The sequence below is a fragment of the Caulobacter sp. BE254 genome (assembly GCF_031457295.1).
In the GTDB taxonomy this organism is placed as follows: Bacteria; Pseudomonadota; Alphaproteobacteria; order Caulobacterales; family Caulobacteraceae; genus Caulobacter.
In genome coordinates, this window is record NZ_JAVDWJ010000003.1 from 113,236 (window position 1) to 130,881 (window position 17,646).

Sequence of the window (17,646 nt, forward strand, 5' to 3'; positions counted from 1 at the left end):
AGCGCGGCCGCGGCCAGGGAGACACGCCGCGTGAAACCCGTAGCTCGACCAAAAGACAAGGCGCCTCTCCTTCGCGTCACGAGCAAAGATCATCGTCAAAGAAAACAGAACTCTCTCGCGCCTGTCGGCAGCGTGGGCGACCAGGGCTCGCACGGGGCGCGCCACCATCGCTCGACTTGCGCGTTGCTGAATCCAGGAGATGACCATGCCAAGCTTGGGGGGAGCCATGCGAAAGATCGTTCTCGGAATCCTGCTCGCCTTCGTCCTAACCCCCTTCCCGGCGATAGCTCAGGGCGTGTTCGACATGGGCGCGCTGACCAACACCCTGTCCCAGGGCGCGCTCGTCCAATCAGAGACCGCCCGCGCTCGAACCAACCAGATCTTCCGCCCGCAGGCGCGCGTTCCTCGGAGCCAAGCCGTCGATCGTGCGGCGCTCCTCTATCGCCCCGACATGACTGTGCGTAAGCGCAACATGACCCAGATCGTCGAGCGGCTGCGCCGCGTGGATCCGGTCGGCGCCGCCGACTTACAGCGCACGTTCGCAAGCCGGGATGTCATCGCGGAGATGGACCGGGTGATGCGCCCCGTGGGCCTCAAGCCCGACAACGTCGCCGACGCCGTCGCGACCTACCTCGTCACCGCCTACTACGGGGTACGGGGATCGACCGAGGGCGAGCCGCACGAGTTCAAGGCGGTCAGCGCCCAGGTCGGCCGCGCCCTCGGCGCCGATCCGGCGTTCACCAGCGCCAGCGACGCCTCCAAGCAGGAGATGGCCGAGTCGATGCTCGTGCAGGCGGTGCTCGCCAACCAGGCCGTCCAGGCGGCGCAGAAGCAGCCCTCGGCGATGCCGGCGGTCAAGGCCGCGATCGGCCAGGGAACGCGCTCGAGCTTCGGCATGGACCTGACGCGGGTCCGCCTCGGGGCCGACGGACTTCGGTGACGCGGGTAGCCGATCAGCCGCTCGGCGCCGCTGTAAACCGTTCCGCGGCCGGGCCGTCGATGACGCCGGTTCGTCTTGGCACGAAGCCCTCGTCGGTAAGATCCATGGCGTCGAGATTCAAGCCTGACGCCCGCGCGCCCTGCCGCACCGCGTCCGCGAGGCGGCGAGAAAGGTCGCGATCGTTTTTGGCGCGCTCGATATAGGCGCCGATCAGCATCGCCCGGAGGAGGTTGGCTTCGGCCATCTCCTGCTTTGCCGCGTCGCTCGCGGTCGCAAAGCCAGGCGCCGAAGCGATGGCTTGCGCCGCTTGCGCGCGAACCGCGGAGATCTGCGCCATGGGCGGCGTATCGGCCCGCTGACGCGAGGCCAACCACGCGTTCAGCCACCAGATGGCGTAGGCGTCGGCGACGTTGTCGACATGCATGCCAAATCCGGCGAGTTCGCGCGTCATCTTGCCCATCACGTCGGAGGTGGCCAGTTCCCTCTCGAGCATCGCCGCGCCCACGGGATCCTTTTTCCGCGACTTTGCGACGAACATCGCGAAGTTGGCGCGGCGGCGCTCCATGGACGGCCTGTAGGTCAGCCGCCCCGCCGGTGTTGGCGCGGCCCGCGCACGACTGCGAGGACGAGCCGCCGATTCCCGCGCCGCCTGCATCACGGTCTCCTCCATCGCGTAGATGCCCATTCCGGTCATGTCCATGACACCGCCAACGTCTTGGCTTGCGGCGGGTGTGGCCAGGGCTCCAAGGAGACGCTTCAGCACGAGCGCTGGAACGCGAACGATGCGAGTTCCGCCTCGATCATTTTGCGCGTTCGGCGTTCGCGGAAATCAGAGTGACCACCGCGGCTGGAACCGCTGCGGCGCCGGCCGCCCGCGCTGCGGGGGGCGGCCAGTCGCCACGCAAGGCCAGCGTCCGGATCTGACGTGGCGAGGGCGTTGGCTCGGGCCAGCCAAGCCTCTTGAGCCGCGCCGCCAAGCGGCGCTGTGCACGGGCTTCCATCTCGGATGTGGTCAACATCGGCATGATCACCGAACTGGCCAGGTTGGCGCCGCCGCTGTCGATCGCCCAAGCGTCGGCGCCGCGGTCGAGCAGGAGCTCGGCGATGCGGAAGTGCTCCATGTCGAGCGCCATATGCAGCGGACGGTTGCCCGTCGCCTCCATCACATTGGGATCGGCCTTGAAATCCAGAAGCATACGCACAGCGCCCAAGGCGTTCAGCGTGATCGCCGTGCGCAATGGCCCGCTCGGATGACCGCGAGGATTGGGACTGGCTCCGGCTCGCAGCAACTGGTGCGCGAGCCCCGTATCCTCAGCGCGCAGGGCCAACCGAAGCGGCAGGCCTCGGTCGTCGAGACCGTTCAACGGCGCGCCGCTTCGCACGATCAAGGCGACCGCCTCCGGTCGGCAGGTCGCGACCGCCACCGACAGCATGTCGTGGTGCGCTCCAACCCGGCGCATCGCCAGGGTCGGATCGGCGCGCAGCAGCCGTCGCGCCTGGTCGAGGCGGTCGTCGAACAGAGCCCTGGCGAGATCGCGCGCCTCGGTGCTCAGCGCCTGATCCGCGAGCGCGGCTTGTCGCGTGGGCGCCTCGGCGCCCGGTGAGAAGCAGGCGGCGCCGGCCTGCCCAGCGCACCCCGTCATCACCAGCGCGAGCCATGAAGCACAGAAGGGCAAACCTCGCATGGATCCCCCATCACGGACCGGCCGTTAGCGTTCCGCGCTCGGGGAACGCATAACGATCAACCTTGCTCCCGCCGCCAACGCGACGGAGAGCCCGCATGCGACCGCCGTCATTTGGGAGCAAGGCCGATGCAAGCCGCGGTGGTGAAGCTGGCCGTAGGTCTGGGCATGGTCGCGAGCGGCTTGGCCGTGGCCTATGCTGTCCTGTTCTGCCTTGGCGCCGTGGGGATCGCCATCGCCGGCCTCTGGGATCCCGCCAACTATACCTGGCCTCTGATCGTGGGGGCGCCGACGACCTTGATCGTGGCGACGATGACGTTGCGCCGTCGCGTGACCACGAACCAGATGGGATGGCCCGGCAAACTGGCCCGCAGTTGGGCGCCGGCCCTATCGATGGCCGCGGCCGTGGCGCTGTCTAGGATCATCGTGGTTCTGACGTGAAGTCTCGAGGACCACATCCTCCCGTTCAAAGGCGTTGGCTGATGACGGCCTCAAGCAGATCCATGACGCTCTCGAAGGCGCTCGTCAGCTCGCCGGAAACCTTGTCGCGCTGGCTGGGCTCCGCGCCTGCAAGGGTGACGGTAAGGAGATCCAGGTCGGTCTCGCCCAGGATCAGCAGGTTCTCGGGGCCTGGGCCCTCGCGCCAGAGATGATTGGCGGCGCAAAGGCCCTGCCAGAAACCGCCGGGGCCCGGCGCGACTTGGCTCTGGGTCGCGCCGTAGAGGACCAGCCCGTTGTAGTCGAGCCCATTGGCGTGCCGCAGGAACAGCGCGTAGTCCTGCGGAAGCACGGCGCCAAACTCGGCGTGCAAAGCCGTCCGCAGGCGATTGATGTCGTCCGCGGAAGCCGGACCCTGTCGGACTTCGCCATGAGTGGCCTGATCGGCCTCAAGCGCGGTGATGAGGGTGGCGAACAAAGGTCCTCCTAGACGAGCTGCGACATGCCCGGCGCCTTATCGCCGGCAGGAGATCGGCCCGGGCGTGGCCTCGACCTCCTGGGGCCCCGGGCTCGAGCGCGCCTTTGGCCTTACCCGCACGTCCAGTGAGCAGCCGCCCGCGCGAACCCGGTAGCGGTGCTCGTCCAGGCGTTCGACCGCATCGATAGGCGTTTGGCCGAAGGCTTTGGCCGCGGCCGTGATCACGGCGTTGATCTCGGCGACGCGCTGCCACGCGGGCGGGAGCGCCGCTTGCGCTTCGCCCGCGAGCAACAGGACGATTGATCCCGCCGCGGCCATCCGCACTTGGCGCCATCCGCCCATATCGATCGTCCCAAGAGTTCCGTTCTTCCAGGTCAGAACGCTAGCGCGCCTGGCGACCGGCAATCCAGCCGGCGCTCGGCAGCGTGTCCCCGTCGTCAGCCGATTCATAGCGACTGAGCGCACGATTTCGGCGTCACCTTTTGCGTGCGCCGGCGTTTCAAATGTCGCGATCGCCACGAGGTGGAAGAGATGGAGGGCGCATGAACGGCTTGTGGCTCGTGGGCTTGGCCGCTCCGTTTCTTCTCCTGCCGACGACGCAGGCCGCGACCGGCCAGGACCAGGCCTCCTGCATCTTTGGCGACGCCCCCAGGCCGACGCCTTGCATTTTGAACGACGTCGTGGACCGTGACGGTCATCACATGACCTTCGTTTCGGGCAGGCTGCGGGCGACGTTCGTCGGCCGCAGCAACTCGGGCTGGTGGAGCGGTCAGCTGAACGGCAAGCCCGCCATGGGCTATGAAATCAACCGCGGCCACACCGTCTATAGCAGCGTCGACTTGCAGGAGCGGTTCGAGTGGTGGTCGCGCGGAGCCGGGCCCGTCGATCGATGAACCGCCCCCAATTGGGCGCCGTCAGGATGATCGAGATGGGCCCAGCGCCGTTATGTGACCATCACCGGATACGGGAGCCGTGATGATCCGATATCTTCTATCCCTCGCCCTGATGGCCGGCGCCTCGCCTGGCTTGGCGCAGGATGCGACCGGACCGATCGATCCCGGCGCCTGGTCGCAGTCGATGCCGATGGAGGCCGCGATCCGGGCGCAAGCCAAGGGCGGCGGCGGGAACTTCCGCGGCACGGGCTTTTCCGAACGCTACGTGCGGCAGATATGCGCTGGCTTGCCAGCGGACCGTGCGCGATATGGCCCAACGGACCGCCGCGTCGTGCGCGTCACCAAGGTTTGTCGCAAGGCCGCCCTCCTCCATTAGTCAGGTCGCAGGCCGCTGCTCACGGTCAGGCTGGACGTCCAAGGCAAAGCAGGAGGACCGCCGTTGAAAGTTGTCGACCACGAGCCCCACGCCTGGTTCCTCCTCGAGGACGACGGGGCGCTCTATCTCGATGCTCGTTGTAGTTTCAGCGTCTTCGACTACAGCGTCCTGATCGCCCTCGATACGGAGGAGACCTCGGCCTACAGGGCCAAGGGACGGCCTTATCTCGACGAATTGGCCGAGCGCATCCACAACAGCGCCCCCGCCGCCGCCATCAGCACCTCCCCCTACAGGTCGCGCGACGTCCAGAAGGGAGCGACCGCTGAGAGGGCGAGCGCGGCGATCGCGGCCTGGCGCTCCAAGCCTTCGCGGTAATGGCCCCAGCCCTCGCCGACGGACCCGTCGTCGGTCGAAGATGGAGGGGGCATGGAATCTCGCCCCAGCGCCCCGCCCGGCCGCTCACCGGTCCGAAAAGCCCTGGGCGGTAAGCCGCAGGGTTCGGAGATCCTGGTTCGTCGTCTGCCGATAGTGGGCGGCCACGGCGGCGGCGAACTGCGCGGCGGCGCCCTCGCGTTTGGCGTTTTCGACGCTGCTGAGGAACAGCGTCGTGATGATCTTCAATTCCTCGGCCAGCCGCGCACGCGTGGTCGGATCGCGCAGCGCGACGCTCCTGGCCATCTGCCCGGCGACCTGCCGACGCACGGCGCGCAGCGCCGTGGGATTGGCGTCGGTTCCGTGGACGATCTCCCAACCGGCGACGAGGTAGACCGCCATCACGTCGGCCGCGTCGTCTGGCGAGAAACCAAAGGGCCGGACCGCGTTCGCGAACCGCTGCTGGAAATCGGGTCGGCGGAATTCCGCCGCGATCGCCTGGCCGGCCTCGGGACTGCTGCGGCGCGTCCGATTGATGACTTCATTCATGACCTGCTCGCGGAGCGCAGGACTGGCCTGGAAGGGAAATCTGGCGTCTGACTGAACATCAAACCCGCCTGCAGGCGCAGGGCGAGGTGTCGCGGGCGTCCGAGTCCCTGGGTTTCGCCGCGCGGTAGCGCCAAGCGCATTGCGGTTGATGACCGAACTCGTCAGCGCCCGGCTATGCGCGCTCATGTCCATCGGCGATGTGCCGGGAATGAACTGGGCTTCAGCAGGCGCGGCCAGCGCAAGCCCCGCCCCCGCCAAGGCGATGGCGATGGCGAGCACTGAGAAGCGCGGGTTCATGATGTCACTCCTCTACGCAGATACGATGAGGTGGATTGGCGGCCTGGGCGGACGCTTGTCCGGCCACGCCAAAACGATTAGCGGGTGATGAAACCCTTGTCGGTCAACTCCATGGCGTCAAGGTCGAGCCCTGAAGCCTGGGCGCCGCGGCGAACAACCGCCCCGAAACGCTTCAGCTGAGCGCCAAGAGCCGGCGTTGAGATCGTTCCGGACGTCGGACATTCAGGCGCCGCCGCTACGGATCGCGATCGAGGCCGGCGGTGGGACTCACGGTGCCAGCACTTCGACCAAGAAACCACCCGGCGCGCGAACATAGAACGACCAAGCATGCGCCCGCTCCGGCTTGGACGGCTCCAGACCGTCCTCGGTCATGCGTCGCCAGAGGGTGTTGACGCTCGCTTCATCGGCTTTGCCAAAGCCAATGTGGAAGTGCTTGGGATAGGCGTGATCCTTGGCCTGCATCAGGGTCAGGATCATGTCCCGCCCATCGCCCATGACCACGAACTTCTCGCGCGCTCCCGGGAAAGGACGCATGTCGAAATAGGTTTCCAAGAACGCCGCTGTCGCGCTGGCGTCCGAGACCATCAGGTGAAGGTGGTTTAGCGCCATGGCGAGACCTTGCTGGCTCCAGCAAGATTGATCCCACGCGGCCGCTGCTCCGGCTAGAGACATCGCCTTTGCCAAGGCGGGTCCGCCAGCTCTGCGCCAGGTGTGGACCTTCCCGCCACTCCAGGAATACGACTTTCGGGATCATTGTCGCGTGGACCTATTAGAACCCTTTGGCAACGCCGCACCCATTAGTTTGGGGACGCGCCAGAAGGCCGCACAGGCGCTATGGTCCTGACGGGTGGTGGGAGGCGAGATGGTGGGACGCAGCCGCAGGAGGTGTTCGTTTCTGGTATCGGCCTCGCTAGCCGGCACGATAGCGGCAGGATGGACGGTGGTCGCTCGCGCCGATGTCGTGACGTCTCCTCCAGATGGCTTCGCGATCGCCGAACCGCTCGGCGGCCTGTCGCTCAGGCGAGTCTATGGATCACGGCCGGGCCGGGTCTGCGTCTTCGATCGGGAGCCCAAGGGATGTTCGCTCCAGGCGGTTTCAGCAGAGTGGTCGCCGCGGAACTTGCCGCTCGCCGTCACCTTGGAACGCCGCAATACGGGTTTCGTGGTCCAGTTTTCGACCTTGTTGCGAACACCCCGGGGCTTTCCGGCGTGCTACGCCCGTCAACGGCTTGCCGATAGCGACGCTTCAAGCGCCGCCCGGGTCTGGGCCAGCGTGCAGTCGCGGTTCGAGACGTGGAGCCAAGCGTGCGACGTCGTCCGCGCCTTGGGCGGCGACCACGCCCGATCGGATTTCCTGTCGACGAGGTCCGATATGAGCAGGGCCTACCAGGTGCTTCGCGCGGCGAGACAGCTTACGCCCTCCGAGGAGGGAGCCGGTCTGGATTCGTTTTTTCCGGATCGGGTCACCCAGCCGTTGCTCGACGCCGTGGCGATCGCATGTGGCGGCTCTCCGGGATCCGCGACACTCGGACCCGACGACACGATCGCCTGGCGTTTCGACCAGACCGTTCCCTATGGCCCCGATGGCTCGAGGCCCTTTGGCGTCTGCGTCGACGACCAGATTAAGTACTTCCCCGGTTATCGCCCCCCGGATTAGGCGCCGTTCGCGCGTCGGGATATTTCCGCATCGGTGCGCGAACTCGAGAAATAGAGTGCGCCTACCACCCTAACCCCGCCGAGCTCACGGCTGAGAAGGCAGCCATCAAGCACCAAGAAGCGCCAATTGCGGACTCTGGCATCGGCCCAAGAACGCGACATTCAGAGCGGCATCTGGCGGAAAACAGATCGAGGATCGAGGCGGCCGCCCTCTCGGGGTGGCGGCGCCAGCTCGCGGCAATTCCCGAGGAACTCACGCGCCAGCCCCAGCATGACAACATTGGGGAAATCTCGAAAACGTGTTTGGACGTGCGCGTGGCGGAAATACACGCTATGCGTTAAGTGCGTGAGCGGCGCTTGAGGCCGTGGCGTCTTCGATCGGCTCGCAAGGCGGAACCAAGCCGCCGGACCGGAGACGTATCCCAATGGTGGCGGTAACAATCTGCTCACCAAGTCTTGGACGCTCGTTTCCGCCCCAACGCATCGGCCGATGGGTCCGGCCAGGTCAGTTCATGCAAGATCGAATCTTGGTGGCGATTTAGTTCAGTAAAAATTAGACCTAAAGCTTTTCCTTCGACCTGTAAGCTTCACCATTGGATGACGTCGAAAGCATCCTCTCACAAGCGGTGAAATGAAGACATATGTCGAGCTGGCGATCGCTTTTGGATTGTCAACCCGAATCACCGGTGGCACGGTTTTGTCTGGGATGGGATGTCGAATGCTTGAAGGGTCTCCTCAAGTTCTGCTGTTCGGTCGGTTGCGGTTTCACCGCCGCGAAGGCGCCGCCACGCCAGTCGTGACGGGCGCCGCCAGGGATCTGCTGTCCTATCTCTGCGCCCATGGTGGAAAGGAACTGCGGCGCGAACGCGTGGCCGAGCTGTTCTGGCCCGAACTGGACGAGACCCGTAGCCGCGCGGCCCTGAACACCGCCGTCTGGCGCATCAACAAGACGCTCAGGGACGAACCGGGCCTTTTCCTGCGTTCGACGGCGGAATCGCTGACGCTCCTGGTCGAGGACGCCGCCTCCATCGACGTCTATCTGTTCGAAGCCGCCGTCCGCGCCGCCGTCGAGGCCTGGACGCGGGATTCCCGCTTGAATCCCGATGTCCGCGAGGCGCTGTCGCGCGGCATCGCCCATCACACCGCGCCCTTCCTGGAGGGCTGCAACGCCGAATGGGCGGTGTGCGAGCGAGAGCGGCTCTTTAGCCTGAACCTGCGCGGGCTGGGCATGCTGATGCAGGATCGCGGCGTCGCCCGAGACTACGAGGGCGCGCTGGAATATGGCTCGCGTATCCTTGCCGCCGATCCTTTTCGCGAGCAGGCCCAGTGCGAGGTGATGTGGCTGCATGTGCTGAACGGCCAGCGCGCCAAGGCCTTGATCCAATACCGGTCCTATCGCGCTCTGCTGGCGCGCGAGATGGGCATCGAGCCCATGGCTGAGATGCGGGCCCTGGCTTCGCACATAGAGAATGATCCCGACGCCGAACGACGTCTGCTCGAAGCTTGCTCGGGGCGCCTGTCCGAAAGTCCGCTCGCCGAGGTCCTGCAATCGGTGAGCCGCTGTCGGCTTGAGACCTATCGCACCCTCCACACCACCTGATCCCGTCGCGGCGACGCGTCGGCCGCGCCCGGTGTCGATTGCGCCCGGCGTCGCCGCGCGCCTGCCCGGTCGCGCGGTGATGTTCCCGTGAGAGATCGGTGATTGCTGAATGGCGGCGCGGCGACAGCGCGCCGCATGGCTGCGTGACTGGCCCGCCATCCCAACGTCATCCCTGGGCGAGGGCCGTCGAAGCGTCGCGACAGAACGCTCCTTTTCTCTGGCCTCATGGGACTGGAGCGTTCGGGACGTGGACACATGGCCGCACGAGTTTGGACGCGAGGTGATCGGCGGCGCCCATATCTTTGTGCTGCGATTGACCTTGGAGCCTCCCGGGGAAGGCGCGCCGGCCCCGCGGCTTCGGCTGGAAGCCATCGGCGACGGCGAGCTGAAGTACTTCAGCCGGATCGACGCCGCGCTCGACCATCTGCGGGAGCGCCTGGACGCGATTGTCGTCTCGGCTGGAAAGCCGAGCAGCCAGGGGCCGGAGGGCAAGCGATCATGACCGATTTCGCCGGCATCGCCATCGCGGGCGCCACCCTGCAGCGCTTCCTCCAGATGAGCTTCAACGACCGTCAGCCCCTGGCCGGCGACGACACCAGCGTGATCGTGGCGCGGGCCGAGGACCTCGATCCGGCCAATTTCTCCGGCTTCGTATCCCGGCCGGCCCTGACCGTGCACGTCTACCGCGTGGACCTGGATCCGTCCGTTCGCTCGGCCTGGGCCACTTCAGCCGCTGGCGGCGGGCGACGGCCGGCCCTGGCCGTGCAGATGCACTTCCTGATCACCCCCTGGGGATCCAACGCCGACGAGGAGCACCGGATCATCGGCAGGGCCATGCAGGCGATCGAGGAGACGCCGATCCTTTCGGGGCCGCTCCTGGCCGGTGAGGGTTGGGAGCCCGACGAAACGCTGCAGATCGTCATGGAGGATCTGGACACGCACGCCCTGCTGCGGATCTTCGATTCTCTGCCAATCTCCTACCGGCTGAGCACGCCCTATCTGGCGCGCGTCCTGAGGCTGTCGGGCCGGCCGATCGACGGACCGCCGGTGGTGACGTCGGTCCTGGGCCTGCGTCCCAGCCTTCAGGACGCCTCGGCATGAATCTCTTTACCCCCCAGCCCTACGACGAACTGATCCGTCGCCTGGCCTTGGGGGTCGAGGCGTTCGACGGCGCGCGTCAGCAACCCGTGCCAGGCGGCATATCGATCACCGCCGATGGGCCGGCGCTGCGCCGGCGGTTCGAGCGCCGAGGCGGTTCGCGGTTCGCGCTGCTTCACGACAAGCTGTCCACCGTCACCGACGAGGTGTTTACGGTGCGCCTGCTTAACGCCGACGGCGCGGGGCGGCGATATGTGCCGCGCCGGCTGCGTCTGCTGGTTCCGAAACTCGCCGTGGCGGAGACCCGTCCAGCGTCGCAGCGCGGCTGCCGCCCGCGGCTGTTCCCGGGGGCGGCCTATCCGGTCATGGAGGCCGCCACCGGTGTGCGCGGCCAGGCGGTGCGCACGACCGGAGGTCCGCGCCGTCCGGCCCGCTGGACGCGCGTGGTGGCCACCATTCCCGCCGGTCAGTCCGACCTCAGCTTGGCGACCGTGGTGGGCCGGGCCTTCGGCGACGACCGCGGCGAGTTTCTGCTGATGCTGGCGGCCGGCGCGGCCAGCGGCACGCCGGTCGCCACCCTGGCGGTCAGGCTTTCCGTTTTCGCCCGGCCGGTCGAACCCGCCGCGCCGGTTCCTGGCGACGCCGCCTATGGCGATCCGCTCTGGGATGCGCCGCTGGAACAGCCCGATCTGACTAACGCGGACGATCCGGTTCTGCTCGGCACGGCCATGCCAGCCGGCTGGAGCCTGGTGGCCGACACGACCGTCAATCTGCGCCTGGGACGCCTGGAGCAAGGCGGTCCGCCCTTCGAATTCTAGCAGCCCGAGGAGGCCTCTATGCCGGAATATCTGTCGCCTGGCGTGTATGTGGAAGAGGTGAGCTTTCGGGCCAAGTCGCTCGAGGGCGTGTCGACCAGCACGACCGGTTTCGCGGGCCTCGCCGGCTACGGGCCGGTCTGGTATCCGGGCGGGCCGCGTCAGTGCGATCCCCGGCTGATCACCAGCTACACCGAGTTCGAGCGGGTCTATGGCGGGCTGGGCGCGATTCAGTTGGGCGGCTCCGAGCGCACGGCCTATCTGGCCCACGCGGCCCGGGCCTTCTTCCTGAACGGCGGCCAGCGGCTCTATGTGTCGCGCGTCCATGTCCAGGCCACCGGCGGACTGACGGCCGGCGTGCCGAACTACGAGAACTGCGCCTCGGCCACCGTCCCGGTCGGCGGCGGTTCGGCGACCTGGCGGGCGCGCTGGCCGGGCCGTCTGGGCAACGTCTTCCTGCGCGCCGAGTTCGTCCGCTCGCGCCTGGTGCCCTATCTCCAGGACGGCGTCCTGCAACTGAAGGGGCCACGCGCCGGAGCCATGGTCGAGGCCTTCCCGGCCGGGACGGCGGTCGCCGACCTGCCAGGCGGTTCGTCCTACGCGCCCGACCCCACGCGCTTCGCCGTCATCAGCCTCGACCCCGCCGGCGTGCAGCAGTTCGAAGGCCAGGGCGGCGGCCTGACCATCAACGCCACGGACTCGGTGTTCCAGGTCGAACTGCGGGTTCGCGTCAGCGTCGGCGCCGACCGACTCGACGTCCATGACGCCCTGGGGGCCCATCCGGCTCAGACGCGCTATATCGGCCGGATCCTGGAGCTGCAGGATCCCGAAGACCAGGACGCGGTGGTCTGGCTTGACTGGACGCCACCCGCCGGCGATTTCGGCGCAGTGGAACTGGCCCTGGCCCTGATCGGCGCGGCGTCCGTGCGGCTGACCGGCGGCCAGGACGGCGACACCCCGTCCGCCAGCGACTATGCCGGCCGCGAAGCTGATCCCGACGACGAGACGCGCAAGGCGACCGGCTTGGAAGCTCTGGGCGGGGTCGACGACATCGCCATCGTCGCCGTCCCCGACGGCGGCGACCAAGGCGGAGCCGACGCTTCGGCCGCCGTCGCCGACGCCCTGATCGGCCACTGCGAGCGGGCCCGCTACCGCATCGGCGTCATCGACGCCCCGGCGGGATCGTCGATGAACGAGATCCGTGATTTCCGCGGCCGCTTCGACAGCAAGTACGCGGCGCTCTACCACCCCTGGATCGAGATCCTGGATCCGAACGAGCGACCCGGCCAGGGCGCGCCGCAGCGCCGGCTGATGCTGCCCCCTTCCGGGTTCGTCACCGGCATCTACGCGCGCAGCGACGTCGAGCGTGGAGTCCACAAGGCCCCCGCCAACGAGGTGGTGCGCGGCCTTACCCGCTTCGAAGCCAACATCAACAAGGGCCGCCAGGACGTCCTCAATCCCGAGGGCGTCAATTGCCTGAGGTTCTTCGAGGGCCGCGGCAGCCGGGTGTGGGGCGCGCGGACCATCAGCTCGGACCCGGAATGGAAGTACGTCAACGTCAGGCGGCTGTTCATCTATCTCGAGCACACCCTGGACAAGGGCTCGCAATGGGCGGTGTTCGAACCCAACAACGAGCGGCTGTGGACCAATGTCCGCCGCATGCTCGAGGACTTCCTGCTGGTGCTCTGGCGGGACGGCGCGCTGCTCGGCGAGAAGCCGGAAGACGCCTTCTTCGTGCGCTGCGACCGCACGACCATGACCCAGAACGACCTCGATAACGGCCGGATGATCTGCCTGGTCGGCGTCGCCCCGGTGCGTCCCGCCGAGTTCGTGATCTTCCGCGTCGGTCAGTGGACCGCCGACGCCAAGCAATAGGAGAGCGACATGGCCAAGATGCGCGACAACCCCTACGGCGCCTTCAATTACCTGGTCTCGCTCGGCGCGGGAGACGAGGCCAGCGTCGTGGCGGGCTTCGCCGATGTCTCCGGCATCGGCGTGGAACTGAACTATTCCGAGTACCGGAACGGCAACGAGAAGTTCAATACGGTGCGGAAGGTGGCCAACACCTTCAAGCACGACGACGTCACGCTCAAGCGCGGCCTGATCGGCTCGCCCGATCTCTTCCAGTGGTTCAAGAACGTACGCGACGGGGCGTATGAGCCGCGCGCGGTGACGATCACGGTGCTGGACGAGGCCCGGCATCCGGTGGCGGCCATCCGGCTGCGCAACGCCCAGCCCAAGAAGTGGGTCGGGCCGACCCTGGCCGCCAAAGGCGGGGGCGAGGTGGCGATGGAGGAACTCCACCTGGTCCACGAGGGCGTCGAGTATGAATAGCGGCGCGCCAGCCTCGCCGCGCGGCCGGGGGCGGCGATGAGCCTCGCCCGCCAGGTCGCCCTGGGCGCGCCAGGCGTCTATGCCTTGCCTCGCGCGCGCCTGCGGGCGTTCACCGGCGAGCGCATGGACGTCTGCGCGTTCGTCGGCGTGGCACCGCGCGGCCCCTGCCGGGAGCCGCTGGTCGACCACACCCTCGCCCACGACGACAGCTGGCGCATGTGCGACCCCCACCGGCCGAGGCGGCGAACGGTTCCCGTCGCCGTGGAAAGCTTCGAGGCCTATGCTCGTCTGTTCGGCGGCGCGGCCGGCGCCTTCGCGGGACCGGGCCTGCTGCCCTACGCCGTCCGCGCCTTCTTCGAGCAGGGCGGCCGTCGGGCCTATGTCGCCCGCATCGTGCATGCCTATGGCGGACCGGCCGACCAGGCCGGCGTCGCGACAGGGTGGCTGCCCGCCACCGCCGCGCCGGTCCTGCTGCGAGCCCGCAACGAAGGCTCGTGGGCAAACAGGCTCTCGGCCCGGCTCACCTGGGCCACGCGGCCGGTCCTGGCCGAAAGCCTGGCCGTCGGGACCCTGGTCGTGCGGCGCGGCGAACCCGTGGGCGTGGGCGACCTGCTGCGTCTGCGCCTGACCAACGGCAAGGCCGAGTTCCGGTTCGTGGCGGCGATCGAGTCCTTCGGTGATCCGCTGGTCGACGTGATCCGTCGCCGCGTGGTGTTCGACGCCGCCGCGACCGGCCCGGTGGCGGCCGCCGAGGTGGTCGAGGCCGCGCTGACGCTCGCCGATGGGACGGGCTATGCGGAGATCCACGACCGTCTGGGCCTCGACGCGAGCCATCCGCGCTGGATAGCCACGGTGCTCTGCCGGGAATCGACCCTGGTCTGGCCCGACTGGAGCTGGGCGGACGGACGAATCCTGCCGGCCCAGGCCCACCTAGCCGAGCCCGATGCGCCCAAGGGGCAATTTTCCGGCGGGATGGATCGCCACGCCGATCTCGAACACAGCGACTTCTTCGATCCGGCCTGGATGTCGCCGGCCGACAGTGACGCCGATGGCGCGACGCCGTCGGGCGTCCAGGCGCTGGCCGTCCTGGCCGACCTGACCCACGTCGTCGTCCCCGATCTCTACCAGCCAACTCCGCCGCCGCCGGCCTCCGACATCGGCGAGCGCTCGTTGGCCACGGCCATGTTCGAACCCTGTTTCGACCCGCCGCCGGGCGAGGTCCAGGCCGTGCTCGACCCGGCGCTGCCGGGCCTTCGGCTCGACCCAGGCCTGCCGGCCGACCTGGCCAAGATCATCGGGCTGCAGCAGAAGCTGATCGACTTCGTGGAGGCCACGCGCGAGCAGATCGTGCTGCTGGACGCCCCGCCCGGCCTCACGGCGCCGGCGGTCGAGGCCTGGCGCGGCCGCTTCGACAGCGCCTACGCCGCCGCCTACCATCCCTGGCCGGGCGTGGTCGGGTCCGGGAAGGGGAACGTGGCGGTCGCCGTGCCGCCCAGCGCGATCGCCGCGGGGATCATCGCCGACCGCGAGCGTCGGTTCGGCGTGACCGCCGGCCCGGCCAACGCCTTGGCGCTGCAGGCTGTCCGGCTGAACCAGACGGTGATCCCCCGGGAGCACGCGGCCCTGCACCCCGAGGGGGTCAACGTCTTCGTCCTGGACCGCGACGGCGTGAAGCTGACCGCCGGCCGCACCCTGTCTCGCGACCGCCAGTGGCGCCAGCTGTCGGTCCGCCGGCTGCTGCTGATGCTGCGCCGGGCGCTGAAGCGGCAGATGGACTGGGCGGTGTTCGAGCCCAACGGCCCGGCCCTGCGCCGCGACCTGCAACGCATCCTCTCGACCTATCTGCGCCGCCTCTACGTGGCCGGAGCGTTCCGGGGCGACACCGAGGCCGAAGCCTTCTTCGTGCGCTGCGACGACACCCTCAATCCCCAGGCGCGCATCGACGCTGGGCAACTGGTCGTCGAGATCGGCGTGGCGCCGGCCGAGCCGCTGGAGTTCATCCTGCTGCGCATCGTCCGGCGGGCCGACGGCGACATCGCGGTGGAGAGCTGAGATGGCCGTCATGATGATGCGCAGCTTCAGGTTCCGGGTCGCGCTGCACCTCAGCCCCGAGGCGCCCGAAGGCGCGCCGGCCCCGCCCGGCGGCGGTGCGTCGACGCCCGGCGCGGCGTTCGGCGACGGCGCCTTCCAGGAGGTCAGCGGTCTCGAACTCAGCATGGACGTGGCCGAATATCTGGAGGGGGGCCGCAATGACGGGGCGATCCGCCGCGCGGGCCGGGCGCGCCACGCGCCGATCATTCTCAAGCGCGGCATGTTCTACGGAGCCGGCGCGCCGCCCACGGTCAATCGCGACCTGTGGGCCTGGATCCAGGACTGCTTCGCCGGGGTGCGGCCGATCCGCCGCTACGACGGCGCGATCGAGGTGCTGGCGCGCGGCCAGGACGAGGTGGTCGCCACCTGGACCTTCGACCGGGGCCTGCCCCTGCGCCTGCGCGGTCCGGAACTGAACGCCCGGACCGGGGAAATCGCCATCGAGGAGCTGCATATCGCTCACGAAGGCCTGAGGCTGGTGTGAGGAACGGATGCCGCAACTCACCAAGGCCACGCTGGAAGAGGTCAGCACCGACGACATCACCGTCATCGTGCCGATCCAGTTCAACCCGACCTCGCTGCGGCTGCAGTTGGCCAACCGTACCGAAGGCGGCGACCAGCCGGGGCGGCAGGCGCGGCAATATATCGGCACCGGCTCAGCGACCCTGTCGCTGGAGCTGATCTACGACACCGCCGACGAGGGCACGACGGGTTGGCCCAAGTCGGTGCTGGAATACACCTCGCAGCTGGAATATTTCATCACGCCCCGGCTGCAGGGCGGCCAGCACCAGGCCCCCCCGCGCGCCCGGTTCAGCTGGAGCGAGTTCTCTATCGAGGGCGTGGTCGAGGGGCTGACGGTCGAGCTCGACCACTTCGCCCACGACGGCACGCCGCTGCGCGCCAAGGCTTCGCTGAGCATCAAGGGCCAGAACGCCGACTACCAGTTCATCGAGATCGGACCCGGCGCCAATGACGGCGCCGCCCCCGCCGCCCCCGGCCAGCCCAAGCCGGCCGCCGCCCCGGGAACCAGCAACAACCCGTTCTCCAATGCCCTGAACGGGCTAGCCAACAATCCCGTCACCGACGCCCTGGGCAAGGGCCGCGCCGCCCTGGCCGACGCCCAGGGCAAGGTCGCCCGCGCCCTGTCGGGCGAAAGCCTGTCGCAACTGGCGCAGCGCAACGGCCTGGATCCCGCCGCCTGGCGGGGGCTGGCCGCGGGGCTGTCAAACCCCCTGTCGCTGTCGGCCGGAGCCTTGGTCTCCCTAGGTGGCGGCCGGCTGGGCGCGCCGAGCCGGCCCCGGGGCGGCGCGCCACAGGGCGGAGCGGGCGCCAGCCCGGCGTCGCGGTTGGGGCTCGCGCCCTCCGCCCCCAGCCGTGACGCGGCGACCAACCTGGCGCGCGGCTACGCCCTGTCCGCGGCCGCCGGCGTCGGACCCGCCGTGCAGCAGGCCCGGGCCCAGGCGGCGGCCGACAAGGTTCGCGACGCGCGGCTGGCCTTCGCCGCCCCGTCCCCCCTCCGGGGCGCCGGCGCCCAGGCCGCGGCCGGGCCGGGGGTGATGGCGACCGATGGCGAGGGCCGCGCGACCGCCGCCGCGCGGATCGATCTTCGCGCGGTGACCTTCGGGAGCGGGGCCCCCTTGCGCCCTCGGCGGCGGACGGCGGCGGACGACCGGGTCGACGCGCTCAACGGATCGGGCCGCCGACCCTCCCAGGGCGACGGCATGCCGCCGACCACCACCGACGGCTCGACCCCGGCCTGGCTGGCCTTGCCGCGCCGCGACGCTGGCCTGCGTTCGGGAACGGCGCAGGGCGGGGGCTGCGGTTGCGGCTGCGGCGGACGCAAAGGACGACACCCATGACCGTACGGATCGGCGATCTGGTCAACGACGTGACCGTCGAGGACGAGGCCCCCGCCGGGGGCGATCGCGCCTCGGCCATCTGGGAGCAACTGGCGCTGATGCGACGACTGGCGGAACGCACCCTGCTGGACGATGCGCGCACCGCGGCCCGTGGCGCGGAGGACTAGG

Annotated in this window: 22 protein-coding genes; 16 read left to right on the top strand and 6 right to left on the bottom strand. The window is 68.7% G+C overall.

Going from position 1 to position 17,646, the window contains the following annotated elements; genetic code table 11:
- Positions 1 to 199: 199 nt before the first annotated feature.
- The gene (locus J2X41_RS07315; protein WP_310080864.1) at positions 200 to 940 is read left to right on the top strand and encodes a DUF6683 family protein; all 741 of its coding nucleotides are present in this window, start codon (positions 200 to 202) and stop codon (positions 938 to 940) included.
- 13 nt (positions 941 to 953) lie between these two features.
- On the opposite strand, the gene J2X41_RS07320 is transcribed toward J2X41_RS07315, so the two are convergent.
- Together J2X41_RS07320 and J2X41_RS07325 are read right to left on the bottom strand one after the other, a co-directional pair.
- Positions 954 to 1,640, bottom strand: a complete 687-nt coding sequence (locus tag J2X41_RS07320) for a DUF6683 family protein (protein WP_310080866.1) — start codon at positions 1,638 to 1,640, stop codon at positions 954 to 956.
- A 100-nt stretch (positions 1,641 to 1,740) separates the two neighbouring features.
- Entirely contained in the window at positions 1,741 to 2,625 is an 885-nt protein-coding gene (locus J2X41_RS07325; RefSeq protein ID WP_310080868.1) for an ankyrin repeat domain-containing protein, read from the bottom strand.
- 126 nt (positions 2,626 to 2,751) lie between these two features.
- On the opposite strand from J2X41_RS07325, the gene J2X41_RS07330 reads away from it, so the two are divergent.
- Complete coding sequence (locus tag J2X41_RS07330) at positions 2,752 to 3,063, top strand: hypothetical protein (protein ID WP_310080869.1); 312 nt, start codon at positions 2,752 to 2,754, stop codon at positions 3,061 to 3,063.
- 25 nt (positions 3,064 to 3,088) lie between these two features.
- On the opposite strand, the gene J2X41_RS07335 is transcribed toward J2X41_RS07330, so the two are convergent.
- Positions 3,089 to 3,538, bottom strand: a complete 450-nt coding sequence (locus J2X41_RS07335; protein ID WP_310080871.1) for a YrhA family protein — start codon at positions 3,536 to 3,538, stop codon at positions 3,089 to 3,091.
- A 36-nt stretch (positions 3,539 to 3,574) separates the two neighbouring features.
- Positions 3,575 to 3,862, bottom strand: a complete 288-nt coding sequence (locus J2X41_RS07340) for a hypothetical protein (protein WP_310080874.1) — start codon at positions 3,860 to 3,862, stop codon at positions 3,575 to 3,577.
- 218 nt (positions 3,863 to 4,080) lie between these two features.
- Between J2X41_RS07340 and J2X41_RS07345 the strand changes: the two genes are divergently transcribed.
- The 3 genes from J2X41_RS07345 (at position 4,081) to J2X41_RS07355 (ending at position 5,182) form a co-directional block, all read left to right on the top strand.
- On the top strand, positions 4,081 to 4,431 hold the full coding sequence (locus J2X41_RS07345; RefSeq protein WP_310080876.1) for a hypothetical protein: 351 nt from the start codon (positions 4,081 to 4,083) through the stop codon (positions 4,429 to 4,431).
- Positions 4,432 to 4,513: 82 nt separating this feature from the next.
- Entirely contained in the window at positions 4,514 to 4,807 is a 294-nt protein-coding gene (locus J2X41_RS07350; protein WP_310080878.1) for a hypothetical protein, read from the top strand.
- Between the two features lie 63 nt (positions 4,808 to 4,870).
- Positions 4,871 to 5,182: a hypothetical protein gene (locus tag J2X41_RS07355; protein ID WP_310080882.1), complete on the top strand. Its 312-nt coding sequence runs from the start codon at positions 4,871 to 4,873 to the stop codon at positions 5,180 to 5,182.
- An 84-nt stretch (positions 5,183 to 5,266) separates the two neighbouring features.
- Here J2X41_RS07355 and J2X41_RS07360 read toward each other — a convergent pair whose 3' ends face one another.
- Both J2X41_RS07360 and J2X41_RS07365 read right to left on the bottom strand, forming a co-directional pair.
- Positions 5,267 to 6,025, bottom strand: a complete 759-nt coding sequence (locus J2X41_RS07360; protein ID WP_310080884.1) for a DUF6683 family protein — start codon at positions 6,023 to 6,025, stop codon at positions 5,267 to 5,269.
- Between the two features lie 267 nt (positions 6,026 to 6,292).
- The gene (locus J2X41_RS07365) at positions 6,293 to 6,709 is read right to left on the bottom strand and encodes a VOC family protein (RefSeq protein WP_310080886.1); all 417 of its coding nucleotides are present in this window, start codon (positions 6,707 to 6,709) and stop codon (positions 6,293 to 6,295) included.
- Positions 6,710 to 6,887: 178 nt separating this feature from the next.
- Between J2X41_RS07365 and J2X41_RS07370 the strand changes: the two genes are divergently transcribed.
- The 11 genes from J2X41_RS07370 to J2X41_RS07420 all read left to right on the top strand — a co-directional run bounded on the left by J2X41_RS07370 (position 6,888) and on the right by J2X41_RS07420 (position 17,645).
- Positions 6,888 to 7,682, top strand: a complete 795-nt coding sequence (locus J2X41_RS07370; RefSeq protein WP_310080887.1) for a hypothetical protein — start codon at positions 6,888 to 6,890, stop codon at positions 7,680 to 7,682.
- Between the two features lie 630 nt (positions 7,683 to 8,312).
- Positions 8,313 to 9,281 carry a BTAD domain-containing putative transcriptional regulator gene (locus J2X41_RS07375; protein ID WP_310080889.1) on the top strand — a complete coding sequence of 323 codons (969 nt, stop codon included), beginning with the start codon at positions 8,313 to 8,315 and terminating at the stop codon, positions 9,279 to 9,281.
- A gap of 247 nt (positions 9,282 to 9,528) precedes the next feature.
- Positions 9,529 to 9,783 carry a hypothetical protein gene (locus tag J2X41_RS07380; RefSeq protein ID WP_310080891.1) on the top strand — a complete coding sequence of 85 codons (255 nt, stop codon included), beginning with the start codon at positions 9,529 to 9,531 and terminating at the stop codon, positions 9,781 to 9,783.
- Positions 9,780 to 10,382 carry a DUF4255 domain-containing protein gene (locus J2X41_RS07385; RefSeq protein WP_310080894.1) on the top strand — a complete coding sequence of 201 codons (603 nt, stop codon included), beginning with the start codon at positions 9,780 to 9,782 and terminating at the stop codon, positions 10,380 to 10,382. The genes J2X41_RS07380 and J2X41_RS07385 overlap by 4 nt, the downstream gene beginning before the upstream one ends.
- Positions 10,379 to 11,197, top strand: a complete 819-nt coding sequence (locus tag J2X41_RS07390; protein WP_310080896.1) for a hypothetical protein — start codon at positions 10,379 to 10,381, stop codon at positions 11,195 to 11,197. Before J2X41_RS07385 ends, J2X41_RS07390 begins: the two co-directional genes overlap by 4 nt.
- Positions 11,198 to 11,215: 18 nt before the next feature.
- A complete protein-coding gene (locus J2X41_RS07395; protein WP_310080898.1) occupies positions 11,216 to 13,069 on the top strand; it encodes a phage tail sheath subtilisin-like domain-containing protein in 1,854 nt (617 codons plus the stop codon).
- Positions 13,070 to 13,078: 9 nt separating this feature from the next.
- Complete coding sequence (locus J2X41_RS07400; protein ID WP_057183657.1) at positions 13,079 to 13,528, top strand: phage tail protein; 450 nt, start codon at positions 13,079 to 13,081, stop codon at positions 13,526 to 13,528.
- Positions 13,529 to 13,564: 36 nt separating this feature from the next.
- Complete coding sequence (locus J2X41_RS07405; RefSeq protein ID WP_310080902.1) at positions 13,565 to 15,580, top strand: phage tail sheath C-terminal domain-containing protein; 2,016 nt, start codon at positions 13,565 to 13,567, stop codon at positions 15,578 to 15,580.
- Position 15,581: 1 nt separating this feature from the next.
- The gene (locus J2X41_RS07410; RefSeq protein ID WP_310080903.1) at positions 15,582 to 16,103 is read left to right on the top strand and encodes a phage tail protein; all 522 of its coding nucleotides are present in this window, start codon (positions 15,582 to 15,584) and stop codon (positions 16,101 to 16,103) included.
- A gap of 7 nt (positions 16,104 to 16,110) precedes the next feature.
- On the top strand, positions 16,111 to 17,478 hold the full coding sequence (locus tag J2X41_RS07415) for a hypothetical protein (protein WP_310080906.1): 1,368 nt from the start codon (positions 16,111 to 16,113) through the stop codon (positions 17,476 to 17,478).
- Positions 17,475 to 17,645, top strand: a complete 171-nt coding sequence (locus tag J2X41_RS07420) for a hypothetical protein (protein ID WP_310080909.1) — start codon at positions 17,475 to 17,477, stop codon at positions 17,643 to 17,645. Before J2X41_RS07415 ends, J2X41_RS07420 begins: the two co-directional genes overlap by 4 nt.
- The last annotated feature ends 1 nt before the right edge of the window (position 17,646 follow it).